Raw genomic sequence first — 26,016 nt, 5'->3', positions numbered from 1 at the left:
AGCCCGGTCTCCGGGCCCGCCCAAACGAGAGTAGACATGAAGCTGATCAAACCCGTGCTGACCGCGACCGCCCTGATGACGCTGGCGGCGACCCCGCTTTTGGCGCAGGCCCCCGGCCAGCCCCCGGCCCCTCCCGCGCCGCATATGGAACGCATGATGAAACACCACGGCCCCGTCGCGAAACTGACTGTCACCGGCGAGGGGCGCGCCACGGCCGAGCCCGACATGGCGATGATCAACGTGGGCGTCAGCACCCGCGGCAAGACCGCTGGCGAAGCCATGGCCGAGAATGCCACGCGGCAGAAAGCCGTGATCGATGCCCTGAAGGCGCAGGGCGTCGAGGACCGCGATATCCAGACCTCGGGGCTGAACCTCTCGCCCGAGATGAGCTATTCACAGGACGGCAAACCGCCGGTCCTGACCGGCTATGCCGCGCAGAACATGGTGACCATCCGCGTCCGCAAGCTTGACGGGCTGGGGGCCACGCTCGACGCGCTGGTCGAGACCGGGGCGAATGAGATCAACTCGATCTCGTTCACCCGCGAAGACATGAGCGAGGGCGAGGATGAGGCGCGCGCCGATGCGATTGCCTCGGCGCGTCACCGGGCCGAGGTGATGGCGAAGGCTGCGGGCATGCGCCTTGGTCCGCTGATGGCACTGTCGGATTCGGCGGTCTCGAACGGGCCGGTGCCGATGATGGCGATGGCGAGCCGCGCGGGCGATGCGACGCCGATCGCGGCGGGTGAGCTGACGCTGAGCGCCACGGTCAACGCCACTTATGCGCTGCTGCCGGAAGGTGAAGATGCCCCCGAAGGCGAGGCACCCGAGGCCGAGGCCCCTGCTGCCCCCGACGCTCCGGCGGGCAACTGAGCGCCAGCCGGGAAGGATCGAAGGGCGGGGTTTGACCCCGCCCTTTTCATTTTCAGATCAGTTGCTTGCCGCTGCCAGTGCCTGATCCAGATCGGCGATCAGGTCCTGCGCATCCTCAATGCCGATCGACAGGCGAACGACATCCGGCCCAGCGCCTGCGGCCTTTTGCTGCTCAGGCGTGAGCTGGCTGTGGGTCGTCGAGGCCGAGTGGATCACCAGCGAGCGCGCGTCGCCCAGATTCGCCACATGGCTGAACAGCTTCAGATTATCGACCAGCTTGACGCAGGCGTCATAGCCGCCCTTGACCGCGAAGGTGAACAGCGCGCCCGCCCCTTTGGGATAGACCCGCTCGGCCGTCTTGTGCCAAGGGGAGGACGCCAGCCCCGCATAGGTGACCGAGGTCACGCGCGGGTCTTTCTCCAGCCATTCGGCGATTTTCTGGGAATTTTCCACATGGCGCGGCATGCGCAGGCCCAGGGTCTCGATCCCCATCAGCGTGTAATGCGCGGCCTGCGGGTTCATCGTCATGCCAAGATCGCGCAGCCCGATGGCGATGCCGTGGAAGGTAAAGGCCAGATTGCCGAAGGTTTCGTGGAATTTCAGCCCGTGATAGGCCGGTTCCGGGGCCGAGAGGCTGGGGAATTTGTCGCTGGCCGACCAGTCGAACTTGCCGGAATCGACCACGACACCGCCCGTCACCGTGCCGTTGCCGGTCATGTATTTCGTCAGGCTGTGGACGACCAGCGTCGCGCCCATCTCGATGGGTTTGCACAGATAGGGCGTGGCCAGCGTGTTGTCGACGATGAGCGGCACCCTGGCCTGATCCGCGACCCGCGCAACCGCCGGAATGTCGGTCACATAGCCGCCCGGGTTCGAGATGGATTCGCAGAAAATCGCGCGGGTGTTGTCGTCGATGGCCGCGGCCACCGCGTCCAGATCGTCCAGATCGACGAATTTGCACGACCAGCCAAAGCGCCGGATCGTCTGGCTGAACTGCGTGACCGTGCCGCCATAAAGCCGGGTCGAGGCGACGATATTGCAGCCGGGCTGCATCAGCGGGAAGAGTGCCATGATCTGCGCCGCATGGCCGGACGAACAGCAGACCGCGCCCGCGCCGCCCTCCATCGCCGCGATCCGCGACTGCAGCGCGCCCACGGTCGGGTTGGTCAGGCGCGAATAGATATATCCGACCTCTTGCAGGCCAAAGAGGCGCGCCGCATGGGCCGCGTCTTTGAACACATAGGCCGTCGTCTGATAGATCGGCACCTGCCGGGCTCCGGTCGCGGGATCCGGCGCGGCCCCGGCGTGAATGGCGGTCGTATCGAAACCCCAGTTGTCGGACATGGAACTCTCCCTGATATGTCGCGGCGAGACTAGGCGCAGGGACTGAACGTGGCAATGGGGCGGGACGCGGGCTATAGCTTGGGAAAACCGGGGATTGCCGTGCCGCGACATTTCGACCGCCCTGCCTCATTGCCGCTGTTCGCGTTGTTCGCGCTGCTGCCGGGCGTGCTGCTGCTGGCGGCCTGCCTGCTGGGGGGCCCTTGGATCTGGGCCGCGCTGATCTGGATGGGTGGGGCCAGTCAGGCGGTCGACACGGTTGTCGCGCGCGGCTTTGCCGATCCGCAGGGGGCGGAGGGTCCGAAAGGCAGCGACGGGCTGTCGGTGATCCTTGCCGGGCTGCATTTCGTGTTGCTGGTGCTGGGGATCGCCGCACTGGTGGCGCCCGGGCTGGGGGTGGTCGCCAAACTTGCGCTATTTCTCGGGCTGGGGATGTTCTTCGGCCAGGTGTCCAATTCGAATGCGCATGAGCTGATCCATCGCGGATCGCGCGCGCTGTTCCGGCTGGGCGCGGCGGTATATCTGAGCCTGCTGTTCGGCCATCACGTCTCGGCCCATCGGCTTGTTCATCACCGCCATGTCGCGACGGCGCAGGACCCGAATTCGGCGCGTCAGGGGGAAAGCTTCTGGCATTTCTTCCCGCGTGCCTGGATCGGGTCGTTTGTTGCAGGTCTGCGGGCCGAGCGCGGGCGGCAGGGGCGCAGGGTGTCGCCCTATCTCGTCTGGGTCGTGGGCGGGGTAGTGCTGTGCGTCATTGTCTTTTGGCTGGCGGGGCCCGGTGGTCTTGGCTGGTATCTGGCGCTGTGTCTTTACGCGCAGATGCAGCTACTTTTGTCGGATTACGTCCAGCATTACGGGCTGGCGCGCGGGCTTTTGCCCGATGGCCGTCCCGAGCCGGTCGGACCCGCGCACAGTTGGGACGCGCCACATTTCCTGTCATCGCTGATGATGGTGAACGCGCCCCGCCATTCGGATCATCACGCCCATCCGGGTCGCGCCTATCCGGCGCTGCGGCTGGGGCGGGAGTTGCATTCCCGACCGATGCTGCCCTATTCGCTGCCGGTCATGGCGGTTATCGCCCTGTTCCCCCGACTATGGCGGCGGGTGATGGACCGCAGGGTTCTGCGGATGCGGCAGCTCTGAGCCGGGGCGCTGCCCCGGACCCCGGGGTATTTCGGCAACAGAGAAATCAGTCACGCATGTCGAGGATGACATCGACCAGGTGGCGGGTCGAGGGGTCATGGCAGGGGACGTCCTGGCCTTCGAGCATCGGGGCGAGCCGGAGGGCGAGTTCCTTGCCAAGCTCGACTCCCCATTGGTCGAAGCTGTTGAGACCGAGGATCACGCCCTCGGCAAAGACGCGATGCTCGTAGAGCGCGAGGATCTGGCCCAGCACGAAGGGCGTCAGTTGCTCGACGACCAAGGTCGTCGACGGGCGGTTGCCGGGGAAGACGCGGTGGCGGGCCTGGCGTTCGAGTTCGCTGCCGGAAAGGCCTTTTTCCGCCATCAGGGCGCGGGCCTCTTCGAAGCTGCGGCCGTGCATCAAGGCTTCGGATTGCGCGAGGCAGTTCGCGATGAGGAGGAGGTGGTGGTGGGCAAGTTCGGGCTCATGCCCCTTGGCGGCGACGATGAATTCGCAGGGAACGATGGCCGTGCCCTGATGGATGAGCTGATAGAAGGCGTGCTGGCCGTTTGTTCCGGGCTCTCCCCAGACCACGGGGCCTGAAGGCAGGATCAGGTCGGAGCCATCCATGGCCACGCGCTTGCCGTTCGATTCCATCTCGAGTTGCTGGAGATAGGCGGGAAGCCGGCCCAGACGATTGTCATAGGGTAGCACTGCGCGCGTGCCGTAGCCGCAGATCTGATGGTGCCAGATCCCGACAAGCGCCAGCATCAGCGGAAGGTTCTGCGTCGCGGGCGCGGTCTGGAAATGGGCGTCCATGGCCGCCGCGCCGGCCAGAAACTCGTCGAAGCGGCGCGGGCCGATGGCGATCATCAGCGAGAGGCCGATGGGCCCCCAGACCGAGTAGCGCCCGCCCACCCAATCCTCGAACCCGAAGACGCGGTCGGCGTCGATGCCCCATTGCGCCGTCCGCCCCTCGGCCGAGGAAAGCGCCACGAATTGCGACGCGGGCACCCTGACCTTGTCCGCCATCCAGTCGCGGGCGGTGGTGGCATTGGTCATGGTCTCGATCGTGGTGAAGGTCTTGGAGGCGACGATGACCAGCGTCGTTTCCGGGTCGAGATGGCGCAAAGTATCAGCGATATCGGCGCCATCGACGTTCGAGACAAAATGGATGCGCGGCCCGTCGTGATAGGGCCTGAGCGCGCGCGTGGCCATTGCCGGGCCCAGATCCGAGCCGCCGATGCCGATGTTCACCACATCGGTGATCGTCCCGCCCTGCCCCGCGAAACTGCCGTCGCGGACGCGGGTCGCGAAATCGCGCATGTGGTCATGCACCTCGCGGACATGGGGCATCACGTCGCGGCCATCGACCATGATCGCGCCCGAAAGATTGCGCAGCGCCGTGTGCAGGACCGCGCGATCTTCGGTCTCATTGATCCTTTCGCCCGCGAACATCGCCTTGCGCGCAGCCGGAACCGGGTCTGCGAGTTCCAGCAGCAGGGCAAGCGCGGTCTGGTCGATCATGGTTTTCGACCAGTCGAAGACCAGACCATCAGCCGTGGTCGTGCAGGCCTCGGCGCGGGTGGGGTCGGCCTCGAAAAGCGAGGTGATCCGCGTTTCGGCCTGAGCATGCCGATGGTCGCGCAGTTTCGTCCAGACCGGGTTCATATCGTCCACTCGCACTCGTTCATTCGGCCCAATGGACGGTAATGTCGCCCAGGAAGGCCCGGATCGGCGCCTCGGTCGGATCCAGCTTTTGCGCACGTTCCAGCGCCTCGCGCTTTTCAGGGCCGGTGATCAGCAGGTGCTTGTTCAGCGCCCTGTTGAGCGGAGGGGCGGTCAGGGTGATGCGCGATTCACCGGGAAGGCTGGTGATCGGCATCAAGAGCGGCGCATCGGGAGCCAGCGCCAGCAGGCTTTCGGAACTGTCGGGGAAGATGCTGGCCGTATGCATGTCGACACCCATCCCCAGCACCAGAACCGAGATCGGCAGATGCGGCGTCAGACGCTCGGTCAATGCGGGGACGGCTTCGGCGGGCTCGGCGCTGCCGGTGTAAAGGTCGATGTAATTCGCCGCTGCCGCCTTGCCGATCAGCAGATGGCTACGCAGGACGCGGCTGTTCGAGCGCTCGCTGTCGCCATTGACCCAGCGCTCATCGTTCAGAAACACCGTGACCCGCGACCATTCCAGCTCGGCCCCCGAAAGCGAGGAAAACACCTGCAAGGGCGTCGTCCCGCCAGGCAGGCAGAGGCTCGCGCCCTCATTCGTCCGCAGATGCTGCGACAGCTGGCCCGAGATCTTGCTCGCCAGCGACAGATACAGCATCTCGCGGTCTGGATATTCAATGAAATCAAGGCTCATGGTCTGATCTCCCTCCAGCGTCGATCGTCGCGATGCAAAAGGCGCAGGGCCTCTTCAGGGCCGCTGGAGCCAGCGTCATAGGGCTCAGGCGACCGCGTCGACTGCTCCCACCCCGAGATGATCGGGTCGGTCCAGGCCCAGGCGGCCTCGACCTCATCCCCGCGCATGAACAGCGTCTGGTTGCCCCGGATGACGTCCATGATCAGCCGCTCATAGGCGTCGGGCATATCGGTGCCGTTCGCGCCCAGCGCGTCGGCAAAGCTCATGTCCAGCGGCACCTGCACAAGGCGCATGCCGCCCGGGCCCGGTTCCTTGATCATCATGGTCAGGTGCATACCCTCATTCGGTTGCAGCTTGATGACCAGCTGGTTCGCGGGCGAAACCCCGTCATCGTCAAAGATCGAATGCGGCGGATCCTTGAAGGTGATGACAATCTCGCTGGTGCGCGCGCGCAGCCGCTTGCCGGTGCGCAGATAGAAGGGCGTGCCCTGCCAGCGCCAGTTCGAGATCCGAACCTTCAGCGCCACAAAGCTTTCCGTGCGCGAGTCGGGATGCTCGACATCCTCGACATAGCCGGGGCCGTCGGGACCGGCCAGATACTGCCCGCGCACGATGTCATCGGGCTCCAGCGGTTCCAGCGCGCGGATGACCTTCAGCTTTTCATCGCGCACAGCATTCGGGTCGAAGTGATAGGGCGGCTCCATCGCGGTCAGGCACAGAAGCTGCATCATGTGGTTCTGCACCATGTCGCGGATGGCGCCGGACTGGTCGTAATATTCGCCGCGCCCGGCGACGCCGACCGTCTCGGCCACGGTGATCTGGACGTGGTCGACGTATTGGGCGTTCCACAGCGGCTCGAACAGGATATTGGCGAAACGGACCGCCATCAGGTTCTGGACCGTCTCTTTCCCCAGATAATGGTCGATCCGATAAATCTGGTCTTCGCGGAAATGCCGCGCCAGCGTGGCGTTCAGCTCTCGGGCCGAGACGAGATCGCGGCCGAAGGGCTTTTCCACCACGATCCGGCTGTCGTCATCGGCCATCCCGTATTGCGAGAGCCGCTGGGCGATATCGCCGAACAAGGCGGGCGCGACCGAGAAATAGAAGGCATGGACGACACCTTCGCGCATATGCTCATGCAATTCCTCCCAGCCGGTCGTTCCCCGCGCATCGACCGAGACATAGGTCAGGCGCTGCAAAAACTCCTCAACCTTGGCCGCGTCCTTGCCGGGATTGCCCGCGAATTCGACGATAGCCTTGCGCATCTCATCGCGGAAGGCTGCAGTGTCCTGCTGCGTGCGCGCCGCGCCGATGATCTGCGCACCCTGCGGGAACTGGCCCGCGATGAAGCGGCGATAGAGCCCCGGAAAGATCTTGCGACGGGCAAGATCGCCGGTGGAACCGAAGATCACCAGATCGAAATCCTCGACAGGGATGACGCGTGAGACCATGGTCCCCTCCTCGTTCGCAATCTGTGCCTTAGCGCCCGTTAGCGTTAACATCATTCATGCCCTGAAACCAACGTCAATCCGTGGCCTGATACTGCATCGCCCGCGCAAGCCGAGGCAACCTTGCTCGTCGCATCAGGTCCTTTCGGCTGATGTCCCCGCCCGCCGCCACCGCGCGGGCGTGGGTCGCCTCAACCGCTGCGGTGATCGCCGCCGGATGCGCCAGATAAAGATCGCGCAGGAATTCGTCGGGGTGGATGGCCTGAATGTTTAAACTGGCCAGTTGCCTGCGGGGAAAATCGCGCAGGTTCGCGGTGACGATCGCCGGCGCATCGGCCGCGACCGCCGCCTCGATCACATGGCGGTCGGCGGGGTCGGGTAGGTCCAGATCAATCGCGGCATCCTGCGCCGGGGTGACCTGCGCATCAGGCAGGCGCGCCTGCAACAGCGCGATTTCCGCCCCGGCAACGGCATCGGCATCAGGCCCGATCCGGCCTGCGGCACCGCGCCATTCCGCCAAAATCCGCTCGGACCAGAAAGGAGTGTAGAGGCCCGCCGCCGCGCTCTCCAGCAGGATTTCCCGAAGCACGGTCGGGAACAGCACGCAGGCGTCCAGAACCGCCCTCACCCGTCCAACCGGAAGAACAGGGCCTTGAGATAGCCGCTTTCCGCCAGTTGCGGCAGCGTCGGATGGTCGGGCCCGGCCTGACCGCTGTGCAGAAGCTGCATCCGCCGCCCGCCACGACCGATGCCGCGCGCGCTGGCGTTGCGAAAGGAGGCCAGATCCGCCGCATGGCTGCAGGAGCAAAGGCCCAGATAGCCGCCTGGCGCGACCAGCGGCGCGGCCAGCCGCGCAATGCGTTCATAGGCGCGCAACCCGGCCTCAAGCGCCGGTTTCGAGGGCGCGAAGGCGGGCGGGTCACAGATGACCAGATCGAACTCGGCCCCCTCGGCCGCCAGTTTCTCAAGCTGGTCGAAGGCGTCGCCCTGACGCACCTCCAGACGGTCATCGGCGCCCATGGCCTTTGCACCGCCCGTGGCCAGCGCCAGCGCGGCCGCCGAGCCATCGATGCAGGTCGCCCGACGCGCGCCTGCTGCCAGCGCGGCAAGGCCGAAGCCGCCCACATGCGAGAACACATCCAGCACCCGCGCGCCCTTTGCCAGGCGCTGCGCGAAGGCGTGGTTCGGGCGCTGGTCATAGAACAGGCCGGTTTTCTGGCCATGCGCCAGATCGGCCAGATAGATCGCGCCGTTCATCGGCACCTCGATCGGGCCGTCGATTGCGCCCGACATGATCTCGGTCCGCTCATCCAGCCCCTCAAGCCCGCGCGCCCGGCTCTGCCCGTTCAGGACGATGGTCGAAACGCCCGTGACCGCGCGCAGGGCATCGGCGAGTTCCGCGATCATCCGGTCGGCCCAGGCCGCGTTCGGCTGGATCACCGCCGCATCGCCGAACCGGTCGATGATGGTGCCGGGAAGCCCGTCGGCCTCGGCATGGATCAGGCGATAGAAGGGCGCGTCGTAAAGACGCTCGCGCATGGTCAGCGCCCGGCGCAGCCGCACCCGCAGCCATTCGCCGTCGATCTGCGCCTCGGGGTCGGGATCCATCATCCGCGCGATGATGCGAGAGTTCGGGTTCACGGTGACAAGGCCCAGCGCGCGCCGCTCGGCATCCTCCAGAATGGCGAAAGCGCCCGGCGCAATGGCGCGGGTCCGGCGGTCCGTCACAACCTCATCGGCATAGACCCAGGGAAATCCGTGACGGATCGCCTGAGGCTTGGATTTGGGACGCAGGCGGATGATGGGCAGATCGGCGGTCATGCTGGCCTCTTGTTGACGCCGAAGGATTGCCATGGCAGCCCGCTGCGGGCAAGAGCGGGCCAGTTGCATCGTTACCGCTAACACACTAAATGATGCAGAAGGAGGACCCCGCCATGTCGCTTCACGCCACCATTGATCGGGTCACGGACCGCATCCGCGAACGCTCTGCCTCGACCCGCGCGGCCTATCTTGCGAAAATCGCCCGCGCGGCCGAGGACGGGCCACGCCGCGCCCATCTTTCCTGCGGCAATCAGGCGCATGCCTATGCCGCCATGCCCGACAAGGCTGATCTGGCCGGGACGCGCAAACCCAATATCGGCATCGTCACCGCCTATAATGACATGCTGTCGGCCCATCAGCCCTATGAGCATTACCCCGATCTGATCCGCCGCGCCGCGCATGCCGCCGGGGCAACCGCGCAGGTGGCGGGCGGAGTGCCCGCCATGTGCGACGGCGTGACCCAGGGCCGCGCCGGGATGGAACTGTCGCTTTTCTCGCGCGACGTCATCGCGCTGGCGACCGGGGTGGCGATGTCGCATGACACGTTCGACGCCGCAGTCTACCTTGGCATTTGCGACAAGATCGTGCCCGGGCTGATCATCGGCGCCGCGACCTTCGGCCATGTTCCGGCGGTCTTCGTGCCATCCGGCCCTATGCCCTCAGGCCTGCCCAATGACGAGAAGGCGAAGGTCCGCCAGCAATTCGCCGCCGGAGAGATTGGCCGCGACAAGCTGATGGCCGCCGAGATGGCCAGCTATCACGCGCCCGGCACCTGCACCTTCTATGGCACGGCGAACACCAACCAGATGCTGATGGAGTTCATGGGCTTGCACCTGCCCGGCGCCAGCTTCGTCAATCCCGGCACGCCCCTGCGCGAGGCCCTGACCTTTGAGGCCGTCCGCCGCGCAGCCGCAATCACCGCTCTTGGCAACTCCTATCTGCCTGCGGGCGAGATTCTGGATGAGCGCGCCTTCGTGAACGGCATCGTCGGGCTGATGGCGACCGGAGGCTCGACCAATCTGGTGATCCACCTGCCCGCGATGGCCCGGGCGGCGGGTGTTCTGCTGGATCTGCAGGACTTCCACGATCTGTCCGAAACCGTGCCGCTGATGGCGCGCGTCTATCCGAATGGCCTTGCGGATGTAAACCATTTCCATGCCGCAGGTGGTCTTGGCTTCATGATCCGAGAGCTTCTGGCCGCAGGCCTTCTGCACGAGGACGTCCGCACCATCACCGGCGGGGATCTGAACGACTACGCGCGTGAGCCGCGCCTGCGCGATGGCCGCATCGACTGGGTCGATGGCGCGACGACCACACTGAACGACAAGGTCCTGCGTCCGGCCACCACGCCCTTCGCGGCGACCGGAGGTCTTGCGCAGCTGGACGGAAATCTTGGTGTGTCGGTCATCAAGATCTCGGCCGTTGCACCCGAGCGTCATGTCATCGAGGCCCCTGCCCGCGTCTTCTCGGATCAGGAGGCGGTGAAGACCGCGTTCCGGAACGGCGAACTTAACGGGGATGTCGTGGTCGTGGTCCGTTTTCAGGGCCCTCGCGCGAACGGCATGCCCGAGCTTCATTCGCTGACCCCCATCCTCTCGGTCCTGCAAGACCGGGGCCAGAAGGTGGCGCTGGTCACCGATGGCCGGATGTCGGGGGCTTCGGGCAAGGTTCCGGCCGCGATCCATGTCACCCCCGAGGCCGCCAGCGGCGGCCCCATCGCCCGCCTGCAGGATGGCGACATCCTTCGGCTGGATGTCCCAAGCGGACGGCTGGAATGCCTCACGGAAGGGTTCGAGACGCGCCCGGCCGCGCATTTCGACAGCAGCGCTTCGTCCGAAGGCATGGGGCGAGAGCTGTTCCGGGCGTTCCGCGAGAATGTCACTCCGGCCTCCGAAGGCGCCTCGGTCGTCGTCTGATCACCACGCTGCTTCCTTTCGATGATGCGCAGGGCCGCTGGCCCCGCGCTTCGCTTTCAGCTTCCGCAGGTCATCCGGCGATGCGCTGATGTCCATATGGATCCGTCGGGGCTTTCTTCGGCTGATGCACCAAGGCGGCCCCAGCATCCGAGCCGGTCTCAAAGCGCTCCATCAGGCCGTTCAACTCCTCGACCTGGGTCAGCAGTGCTGCGGCGGCGGTCGCATATTGCTCGGACATCGAAAGATTGGCCTGATTGACGTTGTCGAGCTGGGACAGCGCTTCCGAGACCTCGCGAACGCCGGTCGACTGTTCGGTTGTCGCATGGGCGATCTCGGCGATGTTTTCGACCATGCCGCTGACAGCCTTGCGGATCTGATCCAGCGAGCTGCCCGCGTCGCGAACCAGACGCACGCCCGACTTCACCTCGGTTTCGCTTTTTCCGATCAAATCGGCGATGTTTTGCGACGCCTTGGCGGATTGCTGCGCCAGATTTCGGACCTCATTCGCCACGACAGCGAAGCCGCGACCCACCTCGCCCGCGCGGGCAGCCTCGACGGCGGCATTGATCGACAAGAGGTTGGTCTGGAAGGCGAACCCTTCGATCACGCGGGTAAACTCACCCATCTTCTTGGTGTGTTCGTCGATGCGCTCGATGGCGGCGATCGCCTGAGCCACGACCTGCGCACCGTTTTCGACGATTTCCTGGGCATCGCGGGCCGAGCTGTCAGCGTCGCGCGCCGACTGGCTGGTCATCGCAATATTTCCCGAGATCTGCTCGACTGCCGCAGCCGTCTGCTCAAGCGAAGCGGCCTGACTTTCGCCGCGCCGCGCCAGATCGCCCGCCCCTTGCGCGATCTCGCCGGCTTCCGAGTTCATCTCTTCGAAATTGGCGCGGATCTCATCCACCATGCGGGCGAAGGATTCCAGCGTCGTGTTGAATCCGTCGCGCATCTGCGCGAACTCGCCCGAGACATTCTCGGAGATCCGGGGGGTCAGGTTGCCTTTCGCCAGCGCCTCCAGCCCCTCGACGATCTCGCTCATGGCGATTTTCTTGGCGGTCACGTCGGTGGCATATTTGATAACGCCCGTCACATTGCCGTCGTCGTCCAGAATGGGGTTGTAGCTGGCCACCAGCCAGATCGGCTTTCCGTTCTTGCAGATCCGCATGAATTCGCCGGTCTGATAGCTGCCACCGGACAGATCCTGCCAGAACTGCCGATATTCGTTCGACTGGCTGTAGGCCTGTTCGCAGAACATGCGGTGATGGCGTCCGACGATCTCGGGCAGAGTATAGCCGACCGCGCGAAGGAAGTTGTCGTTTGCCGTGATGATTTCACCGGTGGACTTGAACTCGATCACCGCCTGCGAGCGAGAGACCGCCGCCTGACGCGCGCCCGCCTTTTCCTGCGCCATCACCTTGCGCGCGGTGATGTCGGTCGCGATTTTCACGATCCGGGTGACTTGCCCGCTCCCGTCGAGGATGGGGTTGTAGCTGGCCATGATCCAGACATCCCGGCCACCCTTGGCGAAGCGATGGAACTCGCCCGACTGGAAATAGCCCAGACCCAAATCGTTCCAGAATTTCTTGTAGGCGGGGGACGACACAAAATCGGGATCGCAAAGCATGCTGTGATGCTGGCCCACCACCTCGGGCAGCGTATAACCAAAGGCCTTGAGGAAGTTATCATTTGCGTGCAGCACTTCGCCGCTGGGCGCGAATTCGATGACGACCTGCGACCGCGACAGCGCCGTCTGCGTGGACTCGGCCCGGTTCAGCCGCTCATGCTCCGCCGTGACGTCGATAGCGAAGATCACCGTCAGCAGCGTTTTTCCGTCGCTGTCATAGGCCGGGCAGAATGAGCAGTTGGCCCAGAAGGGCTGACCGTCCACGCGACGCTGTTCCAGCGTGCGGCGCTGATCGCGCACGCGGCGGCGGTGGTCGCTGCGGGTCAGCGCCTCCTTCAACTCCTCATAGGGTTTGGCCGCCGCCAGCTCGGGCGCCAGCAGAAGCGAGAACGGCCGACCGATCAGATCTTCCCGCCGGTAGCCGCTCATATCCAGATAACGCTGATTGACCGCGATGATTTCGCCGTCCACATCCAGCGCCAGAACGGCCTGCTGCGTTTCCAGCGCGCGCATGGCCTGTTCAAGGTCTGGATGAATGAAATTTTGATCCGACATCGGGAACTCCTGAAAGAGATTTCCCAAGCGCTAAAGGACAGAGCCTAAGATTCGGTTAGCGGCCACCCAAGGCCCCCACACCGTGATGCCTAAAATTTTAGATGTTCTCGGTCGGAGGGCCGAAGCGTTCGATCATCCGGTCGCGGATCTGATCGCGGGTCGAGCGGTACATGGCCAGTTTCGCCTCGCGTCCTTCGGCCAGACCGGTCGGGTCCATGATCGGCCAATATTCGATATCCAGGTGAAATACCCGCGTTAATTCAAGTGCTTGACGCTGACTGGCCGGGGACAGCGCCACCACCAGATCGAAGCCGCCAAGGTCATCGCCCCAGGCCTGCATCTCTTCGAACGAGCGCGAGCGGTGGCGGGACAGTTCCACCCCGATCTCATCGCTGACGGCGATGGCGAAGCCGTCGATTTCCATGTCATTCTTGACCCCCGCCGATTGAACATAGGCAGCGCGGCCATAGAATTTCTTCATCATCCCTTCCGCCATGGGCGAGCGGATCGCGTTATGATCGCAGCAAAACAGTACCGAATGTGGGATCGGTCCGGCCACGAATCACTCCGTCACTAGGGCGCAGATCAGGGTGAAAAGCCGCCGCGCCGTGTCGATATCGATGGCAGCCTTGCCGTCCAGACGGTCCTGCAGCGTCCGCGCACCTTCATTGTGGATGCCGCGGCGGGCCATGTCGATCGCCTCGATCTGGGCCGGAGGCAGCCGCTTCACCGCATCGAAATAGCTGGTGCAGATCTGGAAATAATCCTTCACCGTCTGCCGGAACGGACCCAGCGACAGGTGAAATTCAGCCACCTTATCGCCCGGATCGGTGGTGATATCAAAGACCAGACGCCGCTCTCGCACGGCCAGAAGCAGGGCATAGGGGCCCTCGGGCACGGGCTGGTCGTCGCGGCCCGGCAGCTGGAAGCTGTTGTCCTCAAGCAGATCGAAGACCGCGACGCGGCGCTCCTGCTCCATTTCTGGGGTGGCGGGCGGCAGCGCGCTGTCGTCGATTTCGATGCGGCAAAGCCGCGCAAGACTGACATTCGTGGTCATGACGGATCACCGTTCAGGGCGTCAATACGGGCGGAAACGGAAAGGCCGTGCGCCGACAGCCCCTCCGAGGCGGCAAGGCGCACCGCCGCAGGGCCGATATCGCGCAAGGCTGCGGGTGTCAGGCGCGCGAGCGTGGTACGCTTGAGAAAATCGAGCGCGGAAAGTCCCGAGGAAAACCGGGCCGAGCGCGCCGTCGGCAGCACATGGTTCGGGCCGCTGACATAGTCGCCCACGGCCTCCGGCGTCCATGCGCCCAGGAAAATCGCCCCGGCATGGTGGGTCTTGGCGGCCAGCGCCTCCGGGTCGTCGACGCAAAGCTCAAGATGTTCGGGCGCGATCCGGTCCGACAGCGCCGCCGCCTCATCAAGATCGCGGGTCACGATGATCGTGCCGTAATCGCGCCAGCTGGCGCCCGCCACTTCGGCGCGCGGAAGGATAGGCAGAAGCCGCTCGACCTCGGCCTCGACCGCGCGCGCGAGCGCCGCATCGGGGGTGATGAGGATCGACTGGGCATCCGCGTCATGTTCGGCCTGAGCCAGCAGGTCCAGCGCCAGCCATTCGGGGTTTTGCGCGCCATCGGCGATGACCAGCACCTCTGAAGGGCCCGCGATCATGTCGATGCCGACGCGGCCGAAGACATGGCGCTTCGCCGCCGCGACATAGGCATTGCCCGGGCCGGTGATCTTGTCGACCGGCCGGATCGTCGCGGTGCCATAGGCCATGGCGGCAATCGCCTGCGCACCGCCGATGCGGTAAACCTCATCGACGCCCGCCAGCTCGGCGGCCAGCAGCACCAGCGGGTTCACCACACCGCCGGGCGTCGGCACGCAGATGATCAGACGCTCGACCCCGGCCACGCGGGCGGGAATGGCATTCATCAGGACCGAGGACGGATAGCTCGCCTGCCCGCCCGGCACATACAGTCCCGCCGCCGACACCGGGGTCCAGCGCCAGCCCAGCGTCGCGCCCTCGGGGTCGGTCCAGCTGACATCCTCGGGCATCTGGCGGACGTGATAGGCGCGGATGCGGTTCGCGGCCATGGTCAGGGCGGCGCGATCCTCGGGCGAGACACGGGCGATCTCGGCCGCCATCTCCTCTTTCGAGAAAGCGAGGCGGTCGGCGGTCAGCTCCATCCGATCAAAGCGCGCCGTCAGTTCGATCAGCGCCTCGTCGCCCTGCGCGCGCACCTGCGAAATGATCGCGGCCACCGCGTCATTCACGTCAGAGGCGTCCTCACGCTTCATCGACAGCATTTCTGTGAAACGCGCGTCAAAATCGGGTTGGCTGGTCGAAAGATGAATGGGCATCGGGTCCGCTCGCAACAATATGTCGTTGTTAGCCGTTGCCTTCGCCCTGCTCAAGCGGCGATGGCAATCTGGACGGAAGCTATGCCTGAAGCGGCTTTTCCATCGCAATCAGCCCGGGGTCACCATCCGCCTGCGCTGGCACGACGGAATAGCCTGCGCGTTCGTAAAAACGCCACGCTTCCAGATTGTCGTTGAAAACCCGAAGGATGCAGCGCGCCATGCCGTGATCGCGGGCGTCCTCCTCGACCTTTTGCATCGCGGCTGCGGCAAAGCCCTGCCCCCGCCCCTCGGGGCGGCAGAAGACGGCGCTGATCCACGCGGATTTGTCCTGATCTTCGTGCCAGCCTGCTGTCGCGACAGGCTCTCCGACCACGCGACCGGCGGCGAACACCCGGACATCGGCGAGTCGCGCGGCGAAATCGGCCAGCGGGCGATCCTGCCATTCATGCAGTTTCGTGGCGAAGGCCTCGGGGGCCAGAGCCAGCATCTCCAGCCGGATCTGCCGGCATTCCTCGGCCCGCTGCGGGTCGAGCCGCCAGACCTTCATTCGGGATGCTGCGGCATCTTCCCGGATGGCGCGACATAGGGGCGCGTCACGTCGCGCAGGTCGACGTTCAGGCATTCGACCTCCAGCGCCAGCGTGCCGTCTCCGGCAAACTCCAGCATCAGGCGGCCTGCGCCATCCTCGGCCGGTTGCCAGGAGAGCGCCAGAAGCTCCAGCACCAGATCCTTGTCGTCGCGCTGGATGCCGTCGCTTTGCACGCGCAGCACGTCCGAGATCAGCAACACCGAGCGCACACGCTCATAGGGGCGCGCATCGCGCCGGGCCTGATCCGCGTCTTCCCAGCGGAAGCGGTTCAACAGCAGCGCGAAACGGCGCGCCCGCGCCTCATAGGTGATGTCGGTGATTGCCAGCACGCTGTCCTGCAGCAGCGCCGAGATCACCGTCAGATCCTGCGCATCCTCGGCCCGCAGAACCAGCGGCGAGGGATCGGCATCGGCAAAGCGTGCATCACTCATGGGCGGTGGGCTCCTTGATCCGTTCGATGTTCGCGCCAACGCCGCGAAGCTTGCGCACGACCTTCTCATAGCCGCGGTCGAGGTGGTAGACTCGGCTGACGATGGTTTCGCCCTCGGCCGCCAGACCGGCCAGAATCAGGCTGACCGAGGCGCGCAGGTCGGTCGCCATCACCGGCGCCCCGCGCAGCTTTTCGACGCCGTGAACGGTGGCATGGCCGCCCTGAACCTCGATCCGCGCGCCCATGCGCGCCAGTTCCGGCGCATGCATGAAGCGGTTTTCGAAGATCCGCTCTTCCAGTACGCTGGTGCCTTCGGCCGTGCAAAGAAGCGCCATCATCTGCGCCTGCAGATCGGTCGGGAAGCCCGGGAAAGGCTCGGTCACGACGTCGACCGCCTTCACCCGACCGTTCTTGCGCGAGACTTTCAACCCGCGCTCGGTCTCGGTCACCGAGACACCCGCCTCATCCAGCTTTTCGCAAAAGGCCGCGAGCAGGTCGATGCGACCGCCCAGACATTCCACCTCGCCGCCGCAGATCACCGGGGCCAGCATATAGGTGCCCAGCTCGATCCGGTCGGTCACCACGGGATGGGTCGCGCCATGCAGCGCATCGACACCCTGAATGGTGATGGTCGAGGTGCCCTCGCCTTCGATCTGCGCGCCCATGCGGCGCAGGCAGACCGCCAGATCCACAATCTCGGGTTCACGTGCGGCATTTTTCAGAACCGTGGTCCCGCGCGCCAGCGTCGCCGCCAGCAGGGCGTTTTCCGTAGCCCCGACCGAGACAATCGGGAATTCGAACACCGCCCCTTTCAGCCGCCCCGAGGGCGCCTTGGCATGCACATAGCCGTCGCGCAGATCCAGCTCGGCCCCCATCGCCTCCAGCGCCTTCAGGTGCAGGTCGACCGGGCGCGCGCCAATGGCGCAGCCCCCCGGCAGCGAGACGACGGCATGACCATCGCGTGCCAGCATCGGGCCCAGCACCAGAATCGAGGCGCGCATCTTGCGCACGATATCATAGTCAGCGGTATGGCTGCTGAGCGCGTGGCTGGACATCGCCAGCACCTGACCCTCTTGCAGGCTGGCCACCTCGGCCCCCAGCGACTGCAAGAGCGCCGTCATGGTGCGGATGTCCGACAGCCGCGGCGCGTTCGTCAGCGTCAGCGGCTGATCCGTCAGCAGGGTCGCGGGCATCAAGGTAAGGCAGGCGTTCTTGGCGCCGGTAATGGGAATTTCCCCCTTGAGAGGGCCGTTTCCCTTGACGATGATCTGATCCATCTATTCCTCGTTCCCGGGCCCGGTATCCGAGGGCGCACCCTCACCGTCCTGCCCTGTCCTGTCCTGCTCCTCATCCGCCCGAGCGCGCCCTTGCGCCTTGCGGCGCGACAGATTGGCCCGCAACGCGGCCTTCAGCCGTTCTTCGCGACCGTCAGACTTGCCGTTGCCCGGGGGTGATTTCCTGTTCATCCCCTCTGTTAGCGTTCTTGCGTTTCTGCGTCCAGCAGCGCCGCAGCGACCCAGGCACCGGTGGACAGGATTTTTCCAATCATCCCCCTTGCGCATGCGGCGCACACGGTCTAAACGCCCGTCACGGCGCTGTGGTAGCTCAGTGGTAGAGCACTCCCTTGGTAAGGGAGAGGTCGAGAGTTCAATCCTCTCTCACAGCACCAGATATCATTTCCCTGCGATAACTGGATGCCTGGCGCGCGCCGAGGCGTGGTCACGCCACGCCCTGCCAGATCCCCTGCACGCCAAGCACGGCCAGAAACAGGAACAGCAGCTTGCGGAAGCTCGCAGGGCTGATGCGCTGGCGAAGAGCGCCGCCCAGACGGACCCCCAGCGCGGCAGGAATGATCGCGATCAGCGACTGCAGACCGGATTGCAGCGGGAAGGCACCATAGGCCCAAAGCCCCAGCCCAAGCGCCAGTGTCGAGACGGCGAAGGTCAGTCCCATCGCTTGAACCAGCCGGTCACGCTCCAGCCCCAGGCCGGTCAGATAGGGTACGGCAGGCAGCACGAAGACCCCCGTCGCGCCGGTGACGACGCCTGTCAGTAGGCCGGTCACAATGCCCGCGAAAGGCTCACTCCGGGGTGAAACGCGCAGTTCAAACCCCATGATTCCCGTCACCGCATAAGCCAGAAGCGCTGTGCCCAGCCACAGGCCCGAATTTCTGGGCTCGGCAAAGACCAGAATCGCGCTGCAAGCCACGGTCGAGATCGAGCAGGCCAGCAGCATCGGCCCCAGCCTGCGAAGCAGCTGCCGCAAACCGGGGCCCTCGACCGCCTGCACGACATTCGTCAGAAGCGAAGGCAGAAACAGCAGCCCCGCGGCCTGCGCAGGCATCATGAAAAGGCCCAGAAGCCCCATGGAGACCGTCGGCAGGCCAAGGCCCAATGCGCCTTTCACAAGGCCAGCGGCCAAAAAAACGGCGAGGATTTCGAAAAGATGTTCAGGTAAGATGCTCATGCCGCGATCATGCGCCATCCGCGCCTGACCGCAATTCGGCACTGATGACGCAAGGATTCGCTAAATACGAAGGCACAGCAGATGGATTTCGATTTGACCGACCTGCGCCTTTTTGATGCCGTCCTGCGCGCGGGCAGCATCACCGCAGGGGCGCAGGCCGCGAATCTCTCGCTCGCGGCGGCCAGCACGCGGCTAAGGGATCTGGAGCTGCGCCATGGTGTCCAGCTGCTGGAACGCCACCGGCGCGGCGTCAGGCCTACCCCGGCGGGGGTCGCGCTGCAGGATCACGCCAGGCGCATGCTGGCCGAGGCGCGGCATTTGCAAAGCGCGCTTCAGCAGTACAGCCGCAAGATGGCGGGCGAGTTGCGGCTGGCCGTGAACACCGCCGCGCTTTTTCACGACCTGCCAGAGATTCTGGCCGGCTTCCTGCGCGAACAGCCGAATTTCAGCGTCACGCTGACCGAATTGCTCAGCCGCAAGACCGCCGAGGCGCTGGCGCGGGGCGAACAGGACATCGCGATCATGTCGGATCAGGCCGACCTCTCGGGCCTCAGGACGCGGCCCTGGCGCGAGGACAGGCTGGTCGCTGCCCTGCCCGCCAATCACCCGCTGGCCGATCGGGCAAGCGTTGATCTGGCCGCGATTGCGGATGAGGATTTCGTCGGCCTCGCCCCCGAAAGCGCCCTTCAGCAGCATGTTGAAGAGCGTGCGGCCACCGGCGCACGACGCCTGCGCGTCAGGGCGCGGATGAGCAATGCGCAACTGTTGCTGCGGATGGTCGCCGCCGGTGCGGGCATCGCCATCGTCCCGCAGGTTCTGATGAAAGACCCAGCAGCGGGTCTGACCTGCGTTCCGCTGACCGACCCATGGTCCCGGCGCACCCTGCATCTGGCCTGGAGTGCCGAGGCCGCGCTGCCGAAGGCCGCCGAGCAGCTGATCGAGCATCTGATGCAGGCCGCTGACGCGCCGCAGAACTGACCGCGAAAACGAATCACCCTTCCGCATTCGGGCCTCCGTGATGGCCGGTTGGGCCCCTGCACCTCAGTCCGATCCGATGAAATCGAAGCGCTTCGGCGAGAATTTGCCGGCGCTCATGAATAATTTTGCCGACCACCGGCTAATGTACAATTTGTCGGGAACCATTTTGAAGGTCACGTCAAAGACCCGGAGGTCAAATTCACAGGTTAATTTTCTCTCAGCCTTGGACATATTGGACCTATTTGGTTTCCGTTCAAGTCTGGGCAGGCCGCCCGCTTCCAAATGCCAAGCCTATGCGGAACGGGCTTCATTATCCTGTAAATCACCTGAAAACGGTTTGCGCCTGCCGCCTGACAGTCAGGTCTATCGCGATGAGGCTCCCGCACCCGGTTTGCGGGATCCTTGACCCGAATCCGCGACCCCTACCGCGATCGAAAGCGCCGAAATCAGCGCCCCGCCAGAAAATTTCCCCCGCGATTTCGAATGTTTATGCTAGATTGAAGTAGTCGACTCGACTAGGGCCTAAGGCCCGGGGCGGCCCCCACTCTTCAACACCTCGAATGGGGGCCGCTGCTGGTCCGACGCCCGCCGACCTGACAAAGTACAGGTCAACGCGGAACCATCTGCCCGCCCTGCTGGTTTGTCCTCGGTAGCAAGTGGAGGATTAACGAGTTCCCGAGGCCTCGGTCACCGCTCCCCACCCAAACGATCAAATGCTCCAAGACCGATCATGCGAAATCAGCACGACAGGTTGTTTGGCGCACCATTTGATATTCAGAACATATTGCCACCCGCTCCATTCGAATAATAGGCGGTATTTGTTTTGCGCAAATCCGATGAGCTAACTTTAGATCTGGAAGGCCATCAATATCGCCTAATAGACAACTGTTATTCTTTTCCCACGCAGCTATCGTTGTTGTCCAAGCCGACCGGCCCAAGGCCAACCGCCCAGATCACGATAGGATTCCCCGCAACTTTCTGGCATGACCGACTGTCTTCAGGGCGCTCCACGCGCGCCTCAGGAAATCTGCCAAGTATAATCAGTTAGTTAGTCACAATGTCCAAGGCCGAAAACCCAGCGAAGACGCGGGAAGCAGAACTCTACCAGCTGGGCGTCCTTGCCTGCCCGGATTGCGGGACGGCGATCACCTCTGCCCATTGCCCCTCCTGCGATAGAACGGTCGTTGAGGCCGGAAACGCACCCTCGCTGTTCGCGACCAGATCGCGTTCGATTTCGTTCAATCTGCATCCGGACCAGCTGAACCCCGAAAAAATTCCGATGCAGGATTTTTTTCATTTCCCGCCCCGGCACGGCCTGCCCGGCAGCGGCGTCTATCATCTGGATCGCGCGCATGTCGATGTCATCCAGTCGCTTCCCAAGGGCCAAACCTTCATCGAGATCGGTTGCGGCGGCGGTCAGATGCGCGATTGGGTCAAGGCCGAGGGCCACACCTATCTGGGCACCGATATCTCGACCGAGCGCGTGCATGACTGGCTGCAGGAATCGGGCGGCGCGGACATCCTTTGCGATGCCCATGCCCTGCCCTTTCGGGACGATTCGGCCGCTGTGATCTATTCGGCCGCCGTGTGGGAGCATCTGGCCTTCCCCCATCTTGCAGCGCAGGAGGCCGCGCGCGTCCTCAAGACCGGCGGCATGCATCTGGGATCGATGTCATTTCTCGAGCCATGGCATGACGCGAGCTATTTCCACATGACCCCGCTCGGCGTCTACCAGACCCTGACGCTGGCCGGTCTACGGCCGCTCTTCATCTGGCCCGAGCGTGAATGGCACGCCTTCCGGGCGATTCTAGAGATGGGCAACAAGGCCACCCGCGCGATGCGTTTCCTCGGGCGTTTTGCGAATGGCTTCTACCTCAGCCCCAAGGTCGCGCAGCATGTGCTGAAGCACCGCAAATGGCCGGCGCAGGATGATCTGATCCAGCCCCGCGCCATCACCGCTGGGGCGATCAAATGGATTGCGGTAAAGGACGGCTGAACGACCTCAGGGCACGATGCCGCCGCAGACATGCGCGATCAGCCGCAATCGCGTCAAATCATCAGGGATGGAGAGATAGGCCAGCCCCGCATGAATGGCGAAATTGCCTTCGGTCACCGCCATGACCTCGTCGTTCCAGCCGACATTCACGCCGATGCGGGTGGAGGGCAGGGATTTCTTGCCGCGCGCCGAGAACTCGCCCAGCCACTGGTCTTTCGTGTCCAGAAACTTCACCCGCGCGCCTTTCGGCCCGATGTAGCACTCGATCCAGCGCTTGGAATCGGGCCCGCCCATGACATCCAGCGGTGCCGCCATGATACCATCGCCGTCGCAGGCCGCGACCCGTCCGCCCTTGCCCCCTTCCGAGACATCGAGGATCAGCCCCTGCATCTTGCCGTCCCACCACGACCATTTCGGATTGTTGGCCGCAAAGACCGGGACCTGAGTGCCATGCGCACCCGTGTGACTGACCTGCAAAAGCAGGTACATGCTGTCGATATCCTCAGCGATTTCCCACCAGAGACCGCTCTCGCCCATCACCTCGCCGGGAGTATAGCTGCCGATCACATTGGCAGTGCCGGGGCCGCTGGCGTCCCAGAATGGGGTCGGCGGGACGAAACTGCCGGTCTGCAGGTCGACGCCCGGCCCCTGCACATAGTCAAGCGTGGCCTCGACCACCTCGAAGACATGCTCTTCCGTGATGCCATGATTGGTTTCAGCCTCGGCCAGCCGCTTGGCGACGATGGCGCGGTCGGGATATTCCCCGAACATCCAGCGGTAATACATGACCGAGATAAAGACCGACCCCAGATGGTTCGCGTGGATGGACTGCCCGTCATCGGCCCAGATATCGGCCCAAGCGCCGGGCAGTTGCGGCCGCCCCTCGTAATCGTTGAAGCGGCAGTAAAGCTCCCAATAAAGCCGATGACCGGGGATGATCGTCGCGATCTGCTGGCCGTTCTGGCTGCACCATTGCTCGGCGGTTTTTTCGTAGCGGTCGAGGAAGGCCAGAAAAGGCGGGATATCCCTGCGATCCGAGGGCGCCAGACGCCAGGTCAGGTCCGAGGCCGACTGGTCCTGCGCGGTGGTTGCAGGCCAGATCGTCCAGAAGAAGACGGGTTTTCCGGCCGCCAGTTCTCGCCACTTCTGAAAGGCCGCGTTCGAGGCGTTCCAGTTCTGATTGAAGCCGTCGACGTCCAATGGCACCGCAAACGGCCCGCCTTCGGTGATGAACAGCGCATCGAACTCGGCCATGTCGCGGCCGGGCAGGACGGGGCTATATTCATTCGCCTGACTATAGGCCCCGGGTGTGCGATCGGGTATGGCTCCGGCCTCAGCACCGAAGCGCCAGTCCCAGCGGATCGCCATCGAAGAGCCCGGAATGGACACCAACCGCCAGTTCCGAGCGCCCTGCGGATGATAGCTGGTCAGCGTCTGTCGCCGGTCGCCCGCACCTGCGAAAATCGCGTCGACCAGCGAATGCCCGCTGTTGAGGATCCGGGCGGTGACGGGCAGATATTTGCGCGCCGGAGCATCTGCCGCACGCGCGCTGATCCGGCTGCCCAGCAGCAATGCGCCCATGGCGGCACCGGCCAGAAGCGTGCGCCGGGTCATTGCATTTTTGACATCTGCCATGATTCTTCCCCGCCCTTTGCAACCGTGCCGAGAGCGTAGCCGAAGGCGGCAGATGCCGCTATCGCGTCAAGATCACGTTCGGTCGAGTCAGGAACGGGCGGCGGCAAGGCCCGTCGCTGCAAAGGGGAAGCGGGCCGCCGTGCATTCGCTGACAGTTCAGCGCAGCCGGCGGCCAAGCTTGGTATCAGGCGGCCTCGGGGCTGGACCCCATGGCGGCTTCTCTCAGGCTCGCCATCGCGGCCTCTTCCGTCCAGACCCGTCCGGAGAGCTCCGCACCCTCGGTCAGAGCCCAGGTCCAGGCGCCCTGCCCCGGTGCCTCGGGCGAATAGGAAATACGACCGACGGGGCGGTCACCAAAGCAAATGGTCCAGTCTCCGGAAATGGTATTGCCATCGACAATCGTAGGAACGCGAGTCCACATGCGACGTCCTTTCTTCAGTTTTAGTTGGTCATCCGCCAAGCCTGCCGAAGTCTGCGGCGCTGGCGACGGACGAAAATGAATGCCTGGCTCTTCGCCTCTGGGCATCACATGGTTACGGATGATCTCCGACAAACCTCACAGTTCTGTAACCGACCCGCGCCCCATGTGCAATCCGTCAGGCGCTGCGTCATCTTTTCGGGCAGAGGGTCGCGATTCGCACCTGCAGGCGCGGGGCCGATGCCGAGTGCGAAAGGCAGGACCGACATCAGAACAATGCTGAGAAAACTGTGGGCTAGAAAATGGTCGGGGCGAGAGGATTCGAACCTCCGGCCTACGGTACCCAAAACCGAGCCAAAGCCGCCACGCTAGGCCACGAATTTGTAAAATCGTCTGAAACCGCTTCTTTAAGTTTCAATGTGTTAGACAGCATTTGTAAAACAATTCAGAGCCCCGCCAAGAGCCTTTGTGTCGGCCGCGATGAGGTGACGGCATGACAATGCCGCAGCCCTCAGGACGTCAGCCGATTCTCCCGATCGAGAAGGCACTGGAGGAAATCAAACTGCGGACGCCGCATAATTTCGGCATCGGTCACGAAGGGAACTATCCCCATGCGGCTGTCGCAGCGCTAATGGCGGCTGTCACTGACAGGCTGTCTTGCGTCGATTCGGAATCAGCACAGGGCATGACCGACACCCCCACCGCCCACGCGGGCGCACGTCAAGATTCCACCCCAGAGCAGGCAGCGCCGGATGCCCTTATTGTCGGCATCGCGCAGATCATCGACTACCCCAGCGTTTACATGGGTGGGCCCTCGCGAAACTCCATGCGCATCGCCACCGAGATCGTGAAGCATCACCGCGCCGATCTCGCCGTCCCCTCTGCGCCTGACGAGGTCGAGGGGCTGCAAAGCATCATCGCCGCGAGTAACAATGTGATCGACGGGCTGTCCGCTGAGAATACCGCGCAGCAAGCCGAGATCGAGCGGCTGCGGGCCGAGCGGAAGCAAAACTGCATCGACTATTGCGCGCTCATGGAGCGGCACGACGATCAGGTAAACACCATCGCCCGCCTGACCGCCGAGCGTGACGAGGCACGGGCAGCGACAGCGGCGGCGTATGAGAGGGCGGCGCTTAGGTACGATGAGCTTTGGCGCGAAACCAATGCCTATAAGATAGATCAAGTCCGCGCCCTCGCCACCGAAGCCGAGACCACCGCCCTTGCCGAGATCGTCAAGAGGGCCGTGGTCGCAGAGACGCGGGCGTGTGCGGAGATTTGCGAGGAATACTCCAAAGACCACGGCAGCGGCATGTTTGACCGGCACTCCGCTGCCTGCGCCGCCGCCATCCTCGCCCGCCTCGACCAGCGCAAGGAGGCGGGCGCATGACGGAGTTCGCATATGGCTTTATTTTAGCCTCAACAATCTTCCTTCCGGTGCGCCTAACTTTAGGCGTATTCACGATCGCCTCATGGGACCGAAATGGTTTCAGGTGGGTGATGAAATGGAAAAGGTTTGACGAATGACCACCGCCTCAACCGCCACCCCCAAGCATGTAAGCGGCACGATCAGGACGCTGGAGTGGGTGCGCGCCGACTTGAGTTGCTGGGGCGAGAACGCTTCGGCTGGCCTGATAAAGTACAATCTCACATGGACCTACCGAGACGACCCGGAAGTGTGGTTCCGCGTGATCAGGTACCCGGACTGCAAGGTGATCTATGAAGGCGGCAACGAAGATGCGGCGTATGCAGCCGCTCAGGCCGATTACGAGGACCGCATCCTCGCCGCGATCCAGGCCGACCCCGAGCCGCAGCCGGTGGCGTGCAAAACGTGCAGCGACTTTGGCCTCCATGAGCACGCCCTCCAACCCTGCCGTGACTGCACCCAGTCCAGCGCGGGCACGGTGAGCGTCGAGGCGGCGGCGCGGGTCAAAATCGCGCTGAACGAAATCCGAGAATTGAACATGACGGCCACCGATGGGGACCGCCACCGATGGGCGAACTCCGATCTGATTGACCAGACTGTAACGGAGGGGCTTGTCGCCCTGCGCGCACTGGCGGGGGAGCGGGGATGAGC

At 64.1% G+C, this 26,016-nt stretch carries 25 protein-coding genes and 1 tRNA gene; 8 read left to right on the top strand and 18 right to left on the bottom strand.

Annotated elements, in window-relative coordinates; all coding sequences use genetic code 11:
- Positions 1–36: 36 nt before the first annotated feature.
- Positions 37–870 (top strand): SIMPL domain-containing protein, encoded by an 834-nt coding sequence (locus IQ24_RS17970; RefSeq protein ID WP_145399665.1) that lies wholly within the window; start codon positions 37–39, stop codon positions 868–870.
- A 57-nt stretch (positions 871–927) separates the two neighbouring features.
- Here IQ24_RS17970 and IQ24_RS17965 read toward each other — a convergent pair whose 3' ends face one another.
- The gene (locus IQ24_RS17965; protein ID WP_145399664.1) at positions 928–2,214 is read right to left on the bottom strand and encodes an O-acetylhomoserine aminocarboxypropyltransferase/cysteine synthase family protein; all 1,287 of its coding nucleotides are present in this window, start codon (positions 2,212–2,214) and stop codon (positions 928–930) included.
- Between the two features lie 54 nt (positions 2,215–2,268).
- On the opposite strand from IQ24_RS17965, the gene IQ24_RS17960 reads away from it, so the two are divergent.
- Positions 2,269–3,354: an alkane 1-monooxygenase gene (locus IQ24_RS17960; RefSeq protein ID WP_199756637.1), complete on the top strand. Its 1,086-nt coding sequence runs from the start codon at positions 2,269–2,271 to the stop codon at positions 3,352–3,354.
- 46 nt (positions 3,355–3,400) lie between these two features.
- Here the strand turns inward: IQ24_RS17960 and pgi are convergent, their stop codons facing one another.
- From pgi to IQ24_RS17935, 5 genes are all read right to left on the bottom strand, one after another.
- Positions 3,401–5,005: a glucose-6-phosphate isomerase gene (pgi, locus tag IQ24_RS17955; protein ID WP_145399738.1), complete on the bottom strand. Its 1,605-nt coding sequence runs from the start codon at positions 5,003–5,005 to the stop codon at positions 3,401–3,403.
- A 19-nt stretch (positions 5,006–5,024) separates the two neighbouring features.
- Positions 5,025–5,699, bottom strand: a complete 675-nt coding sequence (pgl, locus tag IQ24_RS17950) for a 6-phosphogluconolactonase (RefSeq protein WP_145399663.1) — start codon at positions 5,697–5,699, stop codon at positions 5,025–5,027.
- Positions 5,696–7,150 (bottom strand): glucose-6-phosphate dehydrogenase, encoded by a 1,455-nt coding sequence (gene zwf / locus IQ24_RS17945; RefSeq protein ID WP_145399662.1) that lies wholly within the window; start codon positions 7,148–7,150, stop codon positions 5,696–5,698. Before zwf ends, pgl begins: the two co-directional genes overlap by 4 nt.
- Positions 7,151–7,223: 73 nt before the next feature.
- Positions 7,224–7,775: an RSP_2648 family PIN domain-containing protein gene (locus tag IQ24_RS17940; RefSeq protein ID WP_145399661.1), complete on the bottom strand. Its 552-nt coding sequence runs from the start codon at positions 7,773–7,775 to the stop codon at positions 7,224–7,226.
- Positions 7,772–8,968, bottom strand: coding sequence for an RSP_2647 family RNA methyltransferase (locus tag IQ24_RS17935; RefSeq protein WP_145399660.1), 1,197 nt, complete (start codon positions 8,966–8,968; stop codon positions 7,772–7,774). Before IQ24_RS17935 ends, IQ24_RS17940 begins: the two co-directional genes overlap by 4 nt.
- Before the next feature lie 113 nt (positions 8,969–9,081).
- Between IQ24_RS17935 and edd the strand changes: the two genes are divergently transcribed.
- Positions 9,082–10,884, top strand: coding sequence for a phosphogluconate dehydratase (edd, locus tag IQ24_RS17930; protein WP_145399659.1), 1,803 nt, complete (start codon positions 9,082–9,084; stop codon positions 10,882–10,884).
- A gap of 70 nt (positions 10,885–10,954) precedes the next feature.
- Here edd and IQ24_RS17925 read toward each other — a convergent pair whose 3' ends face one another.
- From IQ24_RS17925 to IQ24_RS17890, 8 genes are all read right to left on the bottom strand, one after another.
- Positions 10,955–13,066 carry a methyl-accepting chemotaxis protein gene (locus IQ24_RS17925; protein ID WP_145399658.1) on the bottom strand — a complete coding sequence of 704 codons (2,112 nt, stop codon included), beginning with the start codon at positions 13,064–13,066 and terminating at the stop codon, positions 10,955–10,957.
- A 97-nt stretch (positions 13,067–13,163) separates the two neighbouring features.
- A complete protein-coding gene (locus tag IQ24_RS17920) occupies positions 13,164–13,625 on the bottom strand; it encodes an arsenate-mycothiol transferase ArsC (RefSeq protein WP_145399657.1) in 462 nt (153 codons plus the stop codon).
- A gap of 3 nt (positions 13,626–13,628) precedes the next feature.
- Positions 13,629–14,123: a UPF0262 family protein gene (locus tag IQ24_RS17915; RefSeq protein ID WP_145399656.1), complete on the bottom strand. Its 495-nt coding sequence runs from the start codon at positions 14,121–14,123 to the stop codon at positions 13,629–13,631.
- A complete protein-coding gene (gene hisD / locus IQ24_RS17910) occupies positions 14,120–15,430 on the bottom strand; it encodes a histidinol dehydrogenase (protein WP_145399655.1) in 1,311 nt (436 codons plus the stop codon). The genes IQ24_RS17915 and hisD overlap by 4 nt, the downstream gene beginning before the upstream one ends.
- Before the next feature lie 79 nt (positions 15,431–15,509).
- Positions 15,510–15,977 carry a GNAT family N-acetyltransferase gene (locus IQ24_RS17905; RefSeq protein WP_158637565.1) on the bottom strand — a complete coding sequence of 156 codons (468 nt, stop codon included), beginning with the start codon at positions 15,975–15,977 and terminating at the stop codon, positions 15,510–15,512.
- The gene (locus IQ24_RS17900) at positions 15,974–16,450 is read right to left on the bottom strand and encodes a DUF2948 family protein (protein WP_145399653.1); all 477 of its coding nucleotides are present in this window, start codon (positions 16,448–16,450) and stop codon (positions 15,974–15,976) included. Before IQ24_RS17900 ends, IQ24_RS17905 begins: the two co-directional genes overlap by 4 nt.
- Entirely contained in the window at positions 16,443–17,726 is a 1,284-nt protein-coding gene (gene murA, locus IQ24_RS17895) for a UDP-N-acetylglucosamine 1-carboxyvinyltransferase (protein ID WP_145399652.1), read from the bottom strand. The genes IQ24_RS17900 and murA overlap by 8 nt, the downstream gene beginning before the upstream one ends.
- A complete protein-coding gene (locus tag IQ24_RS17890; protein ID WP_145399651.1) occupies positions 17,727–17,915 on the bottom strand; it encodes a hypothetical protein in 189 nt (62 codons plus the stop codon).
- 128 nt (positions 17,916–18,043) lie between these two features.
- On the opposite strand from IQ24_RS17890, the gene IQ24_RS17885 reads away from it, so the two are divergent.
- Positions 18,044–18,118, top strand: a tRNA-Thr gene (locus IQ24_RS17885).
- Positions 18,119–18,168: 50 nt separating this feature from the next.
- Here the strand turns inward: IQ24_RS17885 and IQ24_RS17880 are convergent.
- On the bottom strand, positions 18,169–18,915 hold the full coding sequence (locus IQ24_RS17880; protein WP_145399650.1) for a sulfite exporter TauE/SafE family protein: 747 nt from the start codon (positions 18,913–18,915) through the stop codon (positions 18,169–18,171).
- An 81-nt stretch (positions 18,916–18,996) separates the two neighbouring features.
- Here IQ24_RS17880 and IQ24_RS17875 point away from each other — a divergent pair, with 81 nt between their 5' ends.
- Positions 18,997–19,893, top strand: coding sequence for a LysR family transcriptional regulator (locus IQ24_RS17875; RefSeq protein ID WP_145399649.1), 897 nt, complete (start codon positions 18,997–18,999; stop codon positions 19,891–19,893).
- A 1,101-nt stretch (positions 19,894–20,994) separates the two neighbouring features.
- Here the strand turns inward: IQ24_RS17875 and IQ24_RS20155 are convergent.
- Positions 20,995–21,135: a hypothetical protein gene (locus tag IQ24_RS20155; RefSeq protein ID WP_158637564.1), complete on the bottom strand. Its 141-nt coding sequence runs from the start codon at positions 21,133–21,135 to the stop codon at positions 20,995–20,997.
- 37 nt (positions 21,136–21,172) lie between these two features.
- On the opposite strand from IQ24_RS20155, the gene IQ24_RS17870 reads away from it, so the two are divergent.
- Entirely contained in the window at positions 21,173–21,889 is a 717-nt protein-coding gene (locus tag IQ24_RS17870) for a class I SAM-dependent methyltransferase (RefSeq protein ID WP_158637563.1), read from the top strand.
- Between the two features lie 6 nt (positions 21,890–21,895).
- Here IQ24_RS17870 and IQ24_RS17865 read toward each other — a convergent pair whose 3' ends face one another.
- On the bottom strand, positions 21,896–23,524 hold the full coding sequence (locus IQ24_RS17865) for a hypothetical protein (protein ID WP_145399647.1): 1,629 nt from the start codon (positions 23,522–23,524) through the stop codon (positions 21,896–21,898).
- Between the two features lie 184 nt (positions 23,525–23,708).
- On the bottom strand, positions 23,709–23,945 hold the full coding sequence (locus IQ24_RS17860; protein ID WP_145399646.1) for a hypothetical protein: 237 nt from the start codon (positions 23,943–23,945) through the stop codon (positions 23,709–23,711).
- A gap of 490 nt (positions 23,946–24,435) precedes the next feature.
- Here IQ24_RS17860 and IQ24_RS17850 point away from each other — a divergent pair, with 490 nt between their 5' ends.
- Together IQ24_RS17850 and IQ24_RS17845 are read left to right on the top strand one after the other, a co-directional pair.
- On the top strand, positions 24,436–25,329 hold the full coding sequence (locus tag IQ24_RS17850) for a hypothetical protein (protein ID WP_145399645.1): 894 nt from the start codon (positions 24,436–24,438) through the stop codon (positions 25,327–25,329).
- A 133-nt stretch (positions 25,330–25,462) separates the two neighbouring features.
- Complete coding sequence (locus IQ24_RS17845; RefSeq protein ID WP_145396112.1) at positions 25,463–26,014, top strand: hypothetical protein; 552 nt, start codon at positions 25,463–25,465, stop codon at positions 26,012–26,014.
- Positions 26,015–26,016: the final 2 nt, after the last annotated feature.

Origin of the sequence: Paracoccus sulfuroxidans (genome assembly GCF_007830335.1) — a bacterium.
Classification (GTDB): domain Bacteria; phylum Pseudomonadota; class Alphaproteobacteria; order Rhodobacterales; family Rhodobacteraceae; genus Paracoccus; species Paracoccus sulfuroxidans.
This window is presented reverse-complemented; position numbering and strand designations above follow the sequence as displayed.